At 50.1% G+C, this 15017-nt stretch carries 9 protein-coding genes; all 9 read left to right on the forward strand.

Features of this window, described 5'->3' with window-relative positions:
• Positions 1–29: 29 nt before the first annotated feature.
• The 9 genes from CF651_RS07370 (at position 30) to CF651_RS07410 (ending at position 14939) form a co-directional block, all read left to right on the forward strand.
• The gene (locus CF651_RS07370; RefSeq protein WP_094014211.1) at positions 30–1772 is read left to right on the forward strand and encodes an S-layer homology domain-containing protein; all 1743 of its coding nucleotides are present in this window, start codon (positions 30–32) and stop codon (positions 1770–1772) included.
• Between the two features lie 43 nt (positions 1773–1815).
• The gene (locus CF651_RS07375; RefSeq protein WP_094014212.1) at positions 1816–3171 is read left to right on the forward strand and encodes a fibronectin type III domain-containing protein; all 1356 of its coding nucleotides are present in this window, start codon (positions 1816–1818) and stop codon (positions 3169–3171) included.
• Positions 3086–8341, forward strand: a complete 5256-nt coding sequence (locus CF651_RS07380; RefSeq protein WP_094014213.1) for a pectinesterase family protein — start codon at positions 3086–3088, stop codon at positions 8339–8341. The genes CF651_RS07375 and CF651_RS07380 overlap by 86 nt, the downstream gene beginning before the upstream one ends.
• A gap of 67 nt (positions 8342–8408) precedes the next feature.
• On the forward strand, positions 8409–10247 hold the full coding sequence (locus tag CF651_RS07385) for a sensor histidine kinase (protein WP_094014214.1): 1839 nt from the start codon (positions 8409–8411) through the stop codon (positions 10245–10247).
• Complete coding sequence (locus CF651_RS07390) at positions 10240–11511, forward strand: response regulator (RefSeq protein WP_179232721.1); 1272 nt, start codon at positions 10240–10242, stop codon at positions 11509–11511. The genes CF651_RS07385 and CF651_RS07390 overlap by 8 nt, the downstream gene beginning before the upstream one ends.
• Positions 11512–11526: 15 nt before the next feature.
• Positions 11527–12867, forward strand: coding sequence for an ABC transporter substrate-binding protein (locus CF651_RS07395; RefSeq protein ID WP_094014216.1), 1341 nt, complete (start codon positions 11527–11529; stop codon positions 12865–12867).
• Between the two features lie 42 nt (positions 12868–12909).
• Positions 12910–13944 (forward strand): serine hydrolase domain-containing protein, encoded by a 1035-nt coding sequence (locus tag CF651_RS07400; RefSeq protein WP_094014217.1) that lies wholly within the window; start codon positions 12910–12912, stop codon positions 13942–13944.
• Positions 13945–14012: 68 nt separating this feature from the next.
• Positions 14013–14240, forward strand: a complete 228-nt coding sequence (locus CF651_RS07405) for a DUF896 domain-containing protein (RefSeq protein WP_094014218.1) — start codon at positions 14013–14015, stop codon at positions 14238–14240.
• A gap of 87 nt (positions 14241–14327) precedes the next feature.
• Positions 14328–14939: a flavin reductase family protein gene (locus CF651_RS07410; RefSeq protein WP_094014219.1), complete on the forward strand. Its 612-nt coding sequence runs from the start codon at positions 14328–14330 to the stop codon at positions 14937–14939.
• Positions 14940–15017 lie beyond the last annotated feature (78 nt).

Here is a 15017-nt window from a genome sequence, read left to right on the forward strand (position 1 = left end):
ATTTAATACGGAAGGGGCGGAAGGTCCTTATGGCTAGATTCACATTTCTCTTGTTATTGGTTTGTTTGTTCGTTGTATCGAAGCCCATGCTCATTCAAGCAAGCGGCAGTCCGGAGTTCTCGTTAACCTTATCGAATGAGAAGCCAGCCATGAACAGTCAATTTGACGTTGTGATTCATGCTGACAATGCGGCGGATTTGTATGCGTATGAAATCAACCTGACCTACGATAGCTCCAGGCTGCAATTTATCGGCTATACGGCTGGGAAAGGGGGCTTCAATATCGACCCCGTGCTTAAACAGGACGGCGTGCAGTTAGCCCATACCGAAATAGGCAGCAAAGCGGGGCTGACGGGAAATGTCATATTGGCTACGGTAACCTTTAAGGCCCTCCACCCAGGCAGTACCCCAATCGGTCTATCGAGCTTGAGATTGGGCACTTCAAAAGAAGAGTGGACGACTTTTAACAGCAGTGCAAGTGTGAAGGCGATCGTGACAGGAACAGAAGGCGGCGGTCAAAATGGTCAAGGCGGCCACGGGGGCAGTGGCGGTGGTGCCATTGGTGTGGGTCAGAGCAGCCAAGCCGGTGAGAATGAGCCGTATAGCAAAGCCGGAGTGATTACCCCTGCGACAAAGCTCGACCAAGCCACCAAAACCATCACGGCAGCCGTGGATTCGGATACGTTGAAGCAGGCTCAAGAACAAGCTGCAGAAAGCGGGAAGGGAATCAAGAAGGTCCGCATTGAGGTAGAAAAGCACCCGGACGCGTCGGATTATGTGCTGTCATTGCCATCAGGGCCTTTAGCCAACAGCACAAAAACAGCGGAGATCGAGGTGAACACCGGCCTGGCTGCTCTGACCCTGCCCAACAACATGCTGCATAACGGGAATATTCCAGCAGAGGTTGTAGGCCTGCGTATTGCCCAAGTTCATCCGGAATCGTTACAGACTGAGGCTAGAAGCAAGGTCGGAGCCCATCCCGTGCTCGAGCTGAGCCTTCAATCCGGCGATCAGACGATTCCATGGAGCAACGCTCAAGCACCGGTCAGCGTGAGCATTCCTTATACGCCATCCAGCGAAGAGCTCCAGCATCCCGAGCACATCGTGGTATGGTACATAGATGGCAGCGGGACGATTCATGCGGTCCCTAGCGGCAAATACGATCCTGTTACAGGGAACGTAACCTTCAGGACAACACACTTCAGCACGTTTGCCATCACGTATTTGAAGAAATCGTTCAACGATCTCCAGTCCACGGAATGGGCCCGGCATTCCATTGAAGTGATGGCATCCAAAGGGATTGTCAACGGCATCTCCGATGCGGAATTCCAGCCTGCTCAGCCCATCTCGAGAGCGGATTTTTTAGTGCTGCTCGTGCGGACCTTGGAACTGAACGGAGCGCCAGGCGCCGCATTCGAGGATGTTCCGGAACAAGCCTATTATAACGAGCCCTTGCGGATTGCAAGAGGTCTCGGCATTACCTATGGAGCGGGTGACAATCGGTTTGACCCTCTGGCTCCTGTCACGCGTGAAGAGATGATGGTTTTGACGGCAAGAGCCTTGACCGCAGCCAACCAAACGCTTCCTGCTGTGAGCAAGTCCGTTCTGGAATCATTTCATGATGCCGGCGACATCTCATCGTATGCAGAGGAAGGGGTTGCCAGCCTGGTGAATGCCGGACTCGTCCAAGGGTACGATCAAGCGATACATCCCAAAGCAACCACGACACGTGCAGAAACCGTCGTATTGATGTACAGCATCTACAACCGGTAGCTGAGCCAATCGTTTATCCATTTCATAGGAGGTGTGAAGTACAATGAAGCTTTACCGCCAATGGTTCGCCAGAATCATGACTGTGCTGCTTATCGTCTCGCTGGCGATGCCCGCGTATCCTCTGGATGTACATGCAGGTACGCTGCCGCAATACTGGGACGCTTCTGTCATCAAATGCTCCGACCCGGCTTGTCCGGGACTCTCCAACTACGACGCCGGTTACGCGAATAGCGTCATAACCGTAAGAACGGGCAGCGGGAAATTACAGACCCAGGGTGACACGATGTATGCGGCGTATACGTCCGTTACCGGTGATTTTACCGTGACAGCCCGGGTGTACAATTTCAAGAATCAACCATCGAACTCAACCGACACGACAGGTGCAGGAGCGCTGAGCTATCAAAATAAAGCGTTGCTGTTTGTAAAAAAATCAATCGATCCGGCCGACGCGAATGCCAGCTCGATCTCGCCGTCCCTTGCTCTTGCATTTCAGCCGAAGCAATCTTCCGAAGTGAGTTCTTCGGGCGCTTTAAAAAATAGCAGCTACGTGTATGCCTGGCAAAATCATGTCACCTCCGCAACATCCGCGGGGAATGTCGGAACAGCGGTCAGCGAGACGAAGCAGCTTGCGGGTTATCCCATCCTGATGAGCGATCTAAGCGCCAAACCATTATATTTCAAGCTGACGAAAAGCACGGACCAGGTGACCCAGAATAGCACCTATTCCACGTACATTTCCAATGATGGCATCCATTACGGCAACGGAACAACAGCCGGAACCGCGCTTTACTCCTACACAGACAGCAGCAATGCGGTTTTTGGTACGGGAAGCGTCTATGTCGGCCTTGGCGTGGATTACGGAACCGTCGATTTCAGCGAGGTCAAGATTGTGGATGGCTTTGGAAACACGGTGTTTCCAAGCTCCTTATCGGCATCGACGCCAACCGGGCTGTACACGACAGCCGGGAATACCCAAGCAACAATCGGTTGGTCTGCCGTAACCGGTGCCAACGCTTATCATGTGAAGCGCAGTACAACCTCGGGCGGGCCTTACCAGCTTGTGGCCAATGTGATTTCCACGAGTTATACCGATTCCAATTTATTTAATGATACGACTTACTATTACGTAGTCAGTGCAGTAACGGGAAGCGGGGAGAGCCCGGATTCTTATCAGGTCAATGTAAAGCCGGTCTATGTACCGGATCCTCCGGCGGCCCCAACCGGTCTCCAAGGCATCCCGCGAGACAGTCAAGTGACACTTCGATGGAATGCGGTGCAAGGAGCCGACAGCTACAATGTACTAAGAAGCGGGGATGGCGGGGCAACCTATAGCAGCATCGCCATCGGCGACAAGCACCGGTTACACCGATTCCGGGTTAACCAGCGGTACGAATTATGACTACGTTGTCCAATCCAAAAATGTAGGCGGAATTAGCGCGAATTCAACCCCGCTGCACATCATGCCCGTTTCTCCGCTGGCAAGTCCCACAGGACTTTCCGCGGTTGCGGGCAATGCCAAGGTGGATCTGACCTGGTCATCGGTTACAGGCTCAACCTACTACACGGTAAAGCGAAGCACGCTATCAGGCCGATCTTATTCAATCATCGCCAGCAATGTGACGGCGCCTGCCTTTACCGATGCGACGGTTGAAAACGGCAGCACTTACTTTTACGTTGTTACCGCATCGAACGCACAGACGGAAAGCATGAACTCCGATCAGGCCGGTGGAACTCCATTTCTTGCTCAAGCCGGTACACCATCGATTCCTGGTGAGGTCACAGGGGAGGCGGGCGAGAATGAGATCAGCTTGAAATGGAGTGCGGTTTCCGATGCTGCATCGTATAACGTGAAACGTGCCGTATCGGTTATGGGTCCATATACGACGATTGCAAACGTATCGGCAACAGGTTATACGGATACCGGCGTTACGAATGGTATCACCTATTACTATGCGGTTTCCGCCGTCAATGCCAACGGTGAAGGGGGCAGCAGCGCAGCTGTGATTGCAACCCCTGCCCATGTCATCGTCGTATCCAAGGACGGAACCGGGGATTTTAAAACCGTTCAAGCAGCCGTTGACTCGGTTCCGGCAGGAAATACGGCAAGACAGGTCATTTATATCCGAAATGGAGTGTACTACGAGAAAATTAGCGTACCTGGCAATAAGCCGTACTTGAGCTTCGTAGGCGAGAGCCGGGACGGCACGATTCTGACCTATGATGATTATTCAGCGGTGGTAGGCACAGGCAACAGCTACAGCGTTTCCGTTGGCGCGAATAACTTTATGGCTGATAACTTGACAATCCGAAATACGGCATTCCCCAGATCCGTTGTCGGACCTGCCGTTGCGCTATATGTGACAGCGGATCGAGCCCTATTTACCAATATTCGACTTGCGGGATTTCAAGATACGTTGTATGTCAACTCGGGCCGTCAATATTTTAAGAATGCGATTATTGAAGGGGATGTAGACTGGATCTTCGGAAACGCCACGGCTGTGTTCGATAACTCCGAAATCAAATTTGTCGGAAATGGCGGAGGACACACGACAGCAGCTTCCACCGATCAGCTCAGTGCCTACGGCTACGTATTCTTGAATTCCAAGCTGACCCGGGGCACTTCATCGATGAAAAATGCGGTGACGGTCGGAGCTTGGGATCCGTCCTGGGATATCGACAATACGATCGCCGCCACCAACGGTTCTGTCGATTTGGGCAGGCCTTGGAGAGCTTATGCCAATGTCAAGTACATTAATACATGGATGGATGCACATATCCGAGCGGCAGGTTGGGATAATTGGGGGAATGCAGCTAATGAGACCACTGCCTCCTATGGGGAATACAATACGTCGGGACCGGGAGCGAATCCGAAGGGTCGGTATAAGTGGACCAGCCAACTGACATCTACGGAAGCGAATCTGTTCACCGTACAGAATGTCATGAAAGGAACGGATGGGTGGGACCCGACACTTAGCGGAGTGCTTCCCCTAAAGTCTCAGTCCGTGAAGCCTGCTGCCCCTACGGGCATCACTGCGGCCTTGGGATACTTGCAAATCAGCTTGTCATGGAATGCCGCCGGGATGGCACAGAGCTATACGGTATACCGGAGTGAAACCCCAGGCGGCCCGTATATGCAAATCGCATCCGGGATTCCCGCTGCCTCGTTTGCGGACACCTCTGCAGCATCGGGCATGACGTACTATTATGCCGTGTCTGCTGTCAACGCATTTGGAGAGAGTGCGCTCTCGAACGAAGTCATGGCTTCAAGTGTAGGCACATTTGATCGCAATACCGCCAATCAAGCGGATATTTCCGTGGCTGTACAGGCTTCCGGCGAATCGGTTACGAGCCTTGCCAACGGCACCTACCCGCTGGTACCGACGACGGACTACAGGTTCGACGGAAATAAAGTTACGATTAATAAATCGTACTTGGCGCAGCTGCCGATCGGAACCTCCACTCTGACGTTTACATTCAGCTCCGGCAATACGGTTTCGTTTACGATTCATGTGGTGAATACGACACCGGTGCCAAGTCAAACGATTGCGAACGTACCGGCACTTCAGCTTTACAGCCTGGCAGGCGTTGCGCCGTACTTGCCAAGCATCGTTCCTGTTCATTTCACGGACCAAACGGAAAAAGCCCTCCCTGTCACTTGGGGGAATGTAAGCCCGGCCCAATATGCATCCGCCGGCAGCTTTGCAGTCCAAGGGGTTATCACTGGAACCAGCGTTCCGGTCACAGCGAACATAACTGTTCAATCGTTAGATTCCGCAGGCGCGGTCACCGGCGGAGCCGACCTGACATCCTATTTGACGAACCTGCCGTTCCAGATGCCGTCCTTCTCGCTATACTCGTACCCGGAACACGACTTTCCTATTCAGGATTATGGCGCGGTTGGAGATGGGGTCACGAAAAATACGGCTGCGTTTGCCCATGCCATCGCAGCCGCAGCGGATGCAGGCGGAGGCCGGGTCATCGTACCTGCGGGCGTCTGGCTGACCGGTCCGATTCAAATGAAAAGCAACATCAATCTTCACCTGGAGACCGGTGCCAAAATTTTGTTCAGCCCCGAGTACAGCGATTACACGCCGGGACCGACAAGATACCAGCCTATGCTTTCGGCAAGCGGACTGAGCAATATTGCCATAACGGGGAACGGAACGATTGACGGCAACGGTCAGTATTGGCGATATGTGAAGAAATCGAAGCTGACAGCCGGTCAATGGGCTTACCTGTTATCTTTGGGTGGAGTGGTTAGCGAGGATGGAAGCCAATGGTATCCTTCTCAGCAAGCAGTCAATGTAGGCCGCCCTATCATGGTTGATGTTTACAACAGTACGAACGTTCTTATTGACGGACCAACCTTTATGAACTCACCGCAGTTCGCTACAAGCTTCACGAGCTGTCAATATCTGGTCATCCGCAATACGACGGTCAACAATGATGCATGGTATCAGAACGGCGATGGGCTGGATGTAACCTCATCGCAGCATGTGGTTATGTACCATAATACGGTGAATGCAGGGGATGACGGGATTGGAATGAAATCCAGCAATGACCCGAGCCCGGCGAACACCTTATCGAATGTCGTCGTCGCCGATAATATCGTGTTTCGCGGCCATGGAGGGCTGTCGATAGGCAGCAACACTTCCGGAGGAATTAACAACATGGCCGTGAGAAACAATCAGTATATCGGTACGGACAATGGCATTAACTTCAAAAGCTATGTAGGGGCCGGCGGTCCGATCCAAAATATTTTTATCGATGGCATTCATATGCAAAATATAGCTGACACGGCCATCAGTATCGATGACTTCTATAAAGGGCATGACCCGGTGCTGGATAAAGCGCAATTGGGTGTCGACTACCGGGTTCCTGAATTCAAAAACATTCACATCAGCCATGTTACTGTAGACGGTGCCTCCCAAGCGGTGTATATCGATGCGCTGCCTAACGTGCCTGTACATGACATGGATCTGAATCATGTGGTCATCAAGGCGAAAAAAGGCTGGGAGTCCACCTACACCTCCAACATCCAATTAAATAATGTTCAAATCATTCCCGCCAGCGGGACGGTATACACGCTGAAATACGCAACAAACTTCCTGTTCAACCAGGTTTTATGCCCTCCGGGAACAAGCACCTTTATTCATCTGCAGGGGAATGCCAGCGGGATCGTACTGCACAATACGGACTTGTCCTCGGCGGGGGTGCCGTTCTTGTTGGATCAAGGCATTAGCCAAAGCGCAATAAGTATCTTGAATCCGGGAACAACTCCGGTACCGAGCCCGCCGACCGACGTAAGCGCACTTGTAGGGAATACTCAGGTTTATTTAACCTGGAATGCCGTCTCCGGTGCGGATGATTACACGGTGAAACGCAGGTCGATAAGCGGTTCAGCGTACCAAACGATAGCAGCCTATCTGACAGGCACGGCTTATTTGGACACCGGGCTCGCTGCGGATACGTATGCTTACGTGGTAACAGCCGTAAATAGCGGCGGGGAGAGCGGCCCCTCCAACGAGGTGCTTGCTGCAATGATTCCTGCAACGGCTGGGTTACCGGTTGCCACATTCAGCGGGGCAGGGAGCAGCAGCGTGGGGCAAAGCTTTTCCTACGTCTACGGACTCAGCGGTGTCACGGGCAGCGTTTACGCCTCCGTATATGCCCAAGACCTGCTCTTCCGGTATAATCCGGCGGTATTACAGTTTGAATCGGCGGAATCGCTCATGTCCGGGGTATCTGTCCTATCGGTCCATCCCGATTCGTCGGGCAGTGTCAGAATTTTGCTCGCCAGCACGGGGACAGGGATGAATAAGAGCGGAGACATTGTAAAGTTAACCTGGAGAGCAGTGGGGGCTGAGCAGCCCGGGAATGTCATCACCCCCATTTATTTGAGTAAGGCTGTCATTGCAGACGGAGAAGGGAACGAATCGATCCTGGCCAATACGTTAGCCACGATTCAACTAATCATTAACAAGTCCTTATTAACGGGCAAAATCACCGCAGCGGCAGCCTTGAATGCCGGAAGCTACACGCCTTCCTCATGGTCGGTGCTGCAAACGTATGTGCAGGCCGCCAACGCGGTGAATGTGAATGCGCTCGCCACCCAGAACCAGGTGGATGCAGCCGTGACGAACCTGCAGACAGCGATGGAGCTTTTGGAAGCGGTTTCGTCCAAAACGGGCCTCCAGTCCAAAATTACAGAGGCCGAAGCTGTACTGGCATCGGCGTCGATTGGGGAAAGGTGGGGACAGTACGCCCCAAGTGCTGCAGCGGCTTTGAGGGCTTCGGTTCTTGACGCCAAGGTTGTGTTCAATGATCCTGACGCAGACCAGGCTGCAGCCGATCAAGCAGCTGCTGATTTAGGCTCAGCGCTGCAAGCATTTTTAAGCACAACGAATACGAATGCCAGCATAGGTGATTTGGCCATGATTTCTGCACGATACGGCATCACTTCAAGCAGCACGGACTGGACGGCAGTCCAAAGATATGACGTGAATCAAGATAACAGGCTCGATATTATCGATCTTGCAGCCGTGGCTAAAAAGATATTAAAAGAATAATTTTTCAAGGCGAGTCTGACCGTTGGCCAGGCTCGCCTTACTATAGCTTTTGGAGGCAATCAACGGTATGATGGAGAAAACAAGCAAATATGGTGGTAATTATATGACCTCTTTTTTATCGAGAAGCCCGATACGGATTAAGCTGCTGATCTATTTCGTCCCCATACTCGTTTCTTCCGTTGTGCTCACAGGTCTGTTCTCCTACTTGTCTGCCGTGAAGCAGCTCGAGAAAAACGCCTATTATTTGCTGAATGATACGGTCGAACAAACCGGCACGTTTCTTGAGGATAAATTTCTGACCATATTTGAACAATTGGTGCTGATTGAGAACAATAATTCGTTCCGAAATATATTAGGAAACACAAGCCAAGCGGTGGACCAACAGCGTTACGACGATATTATTAACCTGCAGAAGCAGTTCGAGGAATCGTACCAGAATCATTTTCAAATGATAGATTCGATCTTTGTTACGTTTAATAACGGACGCTCCTTTAATTTGCAAAAGGACTTCGTCCCCCGCCATGTAGGAATCAATCTGAAAGAATGGATTGCCTACTACGCCCGCAGCGGAAATACGACCGGATATTACTGGCTGAACCAGCATGTGGATCATGTGTTTGAAACCGTTGAAACCAGAAGAGTAGTCAGTTTGTTTAAAATCATTGGCAATCCCCAGTCAGAGGTCAATGGCGTCGCCTTAATCAATATGAGGGAGTCCTACATACTTAACATCCTGCGTAACGTGAAAGTAAGCCCGAATGGTGTTCTTGCTTTGATTAGCCCGGATGGAGTCATGTACTCCAAACCGCTCGCAGGCGAATATGCCATCAGTGATTCAATCATCCATAATATTCAGCAAAGTGCAGAAGCACAAGGAAGCCTGCAGGAATACAGCACAGACAATAAACCTATGATGATCCGGTATACGACGTTGTCTCTGAATCAATGGAAGCTGGCTGCCATTGTACCGGAAAGCGATATTTTGAGCAATGCGAGCCAGATCAAATCGATTACATTTTCCATCGTTCTCCTTATATTAGTTGTGTTCAGTGTTGTCGCAACGCTCTTTGCGAGCAGCCTCACCAATCCGATTCGCTTTCTGTCCAAGCAGGTGAAGAGCGTCATACAGGGCAATCTTAATGTAAGCTTTCGATTAAAAGAGCAGAATGAGATTGGAGTCTTGGCGAACGGCCTGGAAAGTCTGGTCGATTCGGTCCAGCAATTGCTGCAAAAGGTGAAGGACGAGCAGGAGCATAAGCGGCAAATTGAGCTGCTTGCGTTGCAATCGCAAATACAGCCTCATTTCCTGTACAACACGATGGGGTCTATCAAGCATCTGATCGATTTGGGTGAAAAAGAAAAGGCTTCCACGATGGTCAGCGCTTTAACCCATTTTTTCCGAATCGGGATCAGCAAAGGACGGGAAGTCATTTCGATCCAAGAGGAGCTCGAGCACGTAAGAAATTATTTGCTCATCCAGAACATTCGCTACAGCAAAGACTTCGAATTTGAGATTGAAGTCGAAGAGAGCATTCTGCATTTGCCGATCATGAAGCTGACCTTGCAGCCCATTGTGGAAAATGCCATTTATCATGGGATTAAAAATAAAGCGGGACGCGGCATCATCCGGATTACAGGAGCAAGGCAGGGGGATGTCGCCCTATTGCAGGTTTTTGACGATGGAGCGGGGATGGACGGGGAGCGGCTGCAGCAAATAACCGATTCCATCCAGTCTCCAACCGTAAAAGGCGTGCCGGTGACATTCGGGCTTCGCAATGTGCATCTGCGGCTTGCTCTGCAATTTGGCTGCAGCTACGGACTGGAATTGGAAAGTCAAGAAGGGGAGTACACCATCGTCAAGGTTTCGATTCCGTATACGAGCAGGGGGACACACGACCATGTATAAAATGATTATAGCCGATGATGACGAATGGATCCGGGAAGGCATGAGGCGCAACATCCCGTGGGAGGAAGAGCACATTCAAGTTGTCGGTATGGCTGAGGACGGAAGAGAAGCTTGGGACCTCGTCCAACAATTAAGGCCCGATATCTTGCTCTCCGACATTCGTATGCCTTATATGGATGGGTTAAAGCTTGCCGAGTCCGTTAAAGCCGGCGGTTTGGACACGAAAGTCGTCTTTTTGACCGGCTATGACGATTTCTCCTATGCAAAGCAAGCGCTCCATCTGCAAGCCTTCGATTATATCTTGAAATACGAAGACAACGAGAAAGTAATGCAAGCCGTCATCAAAGCCTGCAAGCAGCTGGATGAAGAAAGAAGAACGGTTGAGAAGGAGAAGAAAAGCCATGGGCTGATGGTGAACCAGTTTTTCAGCGATTTAATCGCCGGTGTAGGGAACGAGGAAACCATTGATCGGGACAGCAGGCTGCTGGGGCTGTCTTTCTGTGGCCCCCTGTTTGGCGTCGCGGTGATTAGCACGGATCGTGTCGCCCGGTTTTTGAAGCCGAATCGACCCGAGGACCTGGAGCTGCTCTTGTTTTCTATCAAGAATGTATGCGCCGAGGTCTTTAAGAATCAAGGCTTCCCGGGCTGCCAGGTTCAGGTCATTCACTATAATCATCGCATTAATCTGCTATTGAATTTCTCTGCCCAAAGAATGGATACGTGGAGAGCCGATGCAGAGCACATTGCGAGGACCCTGATTGCTGCCATTGTCCAGTATTTAAAAATTACGGTGAAGATCGGAATGGGCAGCTTCGGCGAAGGTCCCGGGCACATCGCTTTATCGTATGAGGAAGCCTTGATTGCCGTGCAGCTGAAAGGAATTTTGGCGGATCAGGATATTATTTTTAACGATCAAGTCAAGCATTCCAACCATTCGCATCAAGCTATATTGAAAAAGATAACGGATTACATTGCCGGCAACTTTCATAACGAGAATCTGGACCTGAAGGAAGTGGCGGAAACGGTTCATATTACGCCCTCCTACGTAAGCACGCTGTTCAAAAAATATAATGACGTCAACTTTAGCGATTACGTCATTCGCGTACGCATGGCCAAAGCCACCGAGCTGCTTGTGCATTCCGATCTCAAGGCTTATGAGATTGCAGAGAGCGTCGGCTATCCCAATACCCAATATTTCAGCGTGCTGTTTAAGAAGCATACAGGCTTAAGCCCGATGGAATACAGGCAGCAGCATCGTCAATAAATATAGGAGTTGCGTATGATGAACCTAAGTCGAATCCGTTCCGCATTATCGCTCCTGGCCGCTATCGCGGTCGCAGGCTGCTCGAACGAGTCCGGTATATTGAGTCCGGGGGATGCCGCAGGTGGAACGTCGGGTCATGGAAAAAAAACGACGATCACCTTCTGGGCGGCATCTGTGACGCCGGAGAGAAAAGCATTTTTCGAGCAAACGGTCAAAACGTTTGAAGAGCAATATCCCGATATCCACGTGGAGTACTTGGGGGTGCCGGGCGATATAAGCGCCTATGAACAAAAGCTGGATGTGGCCATTGCGGCCGGGCAAGCGCCGGATATTACAAACGATTTTAAAGCCGACTACATTGCCAGGGGAGTATACGAGCCGCTGGATGACTATTTTAACCATTGGGATGGAAAAGATGCGATCTCGCAAGGCGCCCTGCAGAGCAATCGGCTGCTGGATGCCAAAGAAGGCAAGCTGTATGCGCTTCCTTACAGCTCGCAAACCTGGAACCTGTGGGTAAGGAATGATTGGTTTAAAGAAGCCAACGTGCCGCTTCCCGATACGTGGCATCAATTTTTTGAGGCGCTGCCGAAATTAATGGATAAATCCAATGAAAGATATGCGTTAAGTATCCGCGGCGGAGCAGGCAGCGCCAACACGCTTGAAGCGTTGATGTATACCTACTCAGGGATCGGGGATTATTTTACGGCGGACGGTAGAGCGACGATAAACGACCCCAAGCACGTGGAATTTGCAGAAAAGTATTTGGGGGCCTACAGCGTTTATACGCCGGAAGACGATTTAAGCAAAGGCTGGACTGAGATTACCGCCACCTTCCAATCCGGCAAAGCGGGAATGGTCGTGCACAATCTGGGCTCGGCCAGCTCCCATGAGAAAGCGTTTAACGGAGACCGGAGTAAATTCATGGCGCTGCCATTTCCGAAGAATGACCAAGGCGAACGTGTCCACCCCGGTATGATGCCGCTTGGGCTGACGATGTCCAGGACGTCCAAAAACAAGGATGCGGTATGGAAATTTATGACCTTTTACTTATCTAAGGATGTAAACAGCCAGTACGGTAAATTGTATGGTGAAATTCCGGCAAATAATGAGGCGTCCCGGGATACTTGGGTACAGGAGATTCCCTACATGAAATCCGCTGCCGATTTATTGATGTCGAAGGATACGAAGTTTAGCAAAAATCCGTATTATTTGCCCGGCTACAACAAGGTACAAAAAAATATGGAGCCGCTCATTCAAAAGGTGATGGCGAAAAAAATGACGGCAAAGGAGCTGCTCGATGAATGGGCCAAGCAGCTGGAGAAGGAGGAGGCGGCTTACAGTTCGAGGAAGTAAGCGGGTCAGACGGACTTCAGTCAGGTTGAAGGAGGGGATGTTATGCGGAAAATAATAGCAATGGTTTTATCTGCGGTGCTTCTGTTGACGGGATGTAATGGAATAAAAGAGTATAATTCCTCTAGTCCCGGGGACACAAAAGAACAACATTTTTATGATTATTTGAAAAAAACAAATACGACAGGCTTTGTTATCCTTAAGGATCATGAAGTCATGATGGAGCAATATTGGAACGGAGGTGCGAAGGAGTCTGGAAATATCGCTTCCGCCGGGAAGAGTATTTGTTCTATTCTGGTGGGGATTTCCATAGATAAGGGATACTTTAAATTGGAGGATAAAGTCACTGCCTATTTGGGCAATGGATTTTCTGACATGCCAAAGGACATGGAAGATAACATAACCATTGAAAACCTGCTTTCCATGACAAGCGGCCTTGATGATTCGTTGTATGGGGTGTTTGAACCGGGTAAGAGCTGGGCATATTCGGATAGTTGGAACCTGCTTTTCAATATCATGGAGAAGACGACAAAGAAGGATATCCATGTTTATGCGAAGGAGGTATTGCTGGATAAAATCGGAATGAACCACTCATACTATAAATCCTCAAAGCTGCAGCTTTATATCTTTAGACAAAAGAATAAACCGAGCTTTAAGGATTGGAAGCCCTATCAGCTTTATTCTTCTACAAGAGATATGGCAGCCTTCGGACAGCTTGTACTGCAGCAAGGCACCTGGAACGGCGAGAGGATCATTAGTAAAGAGTATTTAGAAAAGGCACTCAAGCCCTCGAGTCCATACAACCCGGCATATGGCTATCTGTTTTGGTTAAACGGGATGGAGAATGGACTGACACCGGGAAACAATCAAGTATTGAAAAAAAATATAATCCCCAACGCTCCAAAGGATTTGGTAGCCGCTTTGGGATTTGGAGATAAAAAAATATATATCATCCCCTCCATGAACATGGTGATTGCAAGAAGCGGAGGTGCCGCCACAGATAAAAAATATGCTTTCACGACCTTCGATAATGAGCTTTGGGAGCAGCTGAATGGTGTATTGACAAGGATGGAAAAATAATATATCCTTAATTTAAGATATTCAATTTTAAGATTTTGGCGATAAACTTTGTAAAAGGAGTGAGTGCGATGATACCTATTCTAAACCGAATCAATCAGCTTTCAAGAAAGGCCAAAGAAACCGGCTTAACCGAAATTGAAACAAGGGAACAAACCGAGCTTCGCAACGAATATCTTCAAATATTCCGCGGGTCCATCCAAAGCACGCTTCTCAATGTCACCATCTATGATCCGCACGGAGCGGATGTTACGCCTGAGAAATTAAGGCAGGAGCAGGCCAAATTGGATCGGCCCTGAGCCCACTTTTTTTGAATAAAATCTTAATTTAGAGATTCTTATGGATAAAACTTTGCAAATAAAACAGGTAAAGACAGGAGATTAGCCATGATATCTATCGATCCGGTCACGAGAAGCGACCTGGACAATTATAAGCTGCTGATTGGCAGCGTCGTTCCCAGACCTATTGCTTTGGTTACTACGCTTTCCAAGGAAGGCGTGCTCAATGCCGCTCCTTTCAGCTTCTTCTCGATTGTCGCAAGCCAGCCTCCCTTACTTTCGGTTTCGGTTCAACGAAAGCAAGGAGCAATGAAGGATACGGCAAGGAATGCGGTGGAGGCCGGAGCCTTTGTCATTCATATTACGGACGAATCGATTATAGGCCAAGTGAACGAAACCGCTGCGAACTTGCCCCCGAACGAAAGTGAGGTGGAAAGGGCAGGCTTTACCCCGATAGCCAGCGAAGCGATACAGGTACCGGGATTGAAGGAGCCCAAAATTCGAATGGAATGCCTGCTGGAGCAAGCCCTTCCTGTCGGCGGTACAGGGGATCAGCCCGCCTGCGATTTACTCATTGGACGGGTTGTCCTCTTCCACTTCGCGGAAGAGGTGTATGAGAATGGGCACATCAACGCCGACAAGCTAGCTCCGGTCAGCCGTATGGCCGGCAGCAGCTATGCGAAGTTAGGCACGCAGTTTTCCATGGAGCGTCCGAAGTAAGCATGCTGCGGGCAGAACCACATGAAACCTTAATGTAATTGTTTTCCATGAAATATAGACTGCGATGTTTTCAAAAAA

It is taken from the genome of Paenibacillus rigui (assembly GCF_002234615.1).
GTDB classification, from domain to species: domain Bacteria; phylum Bacillota; class Bacilli; order Paenibacillales; family NBRC-103111; genus Paenibacillus_S; species Paenibacillus_S rigui.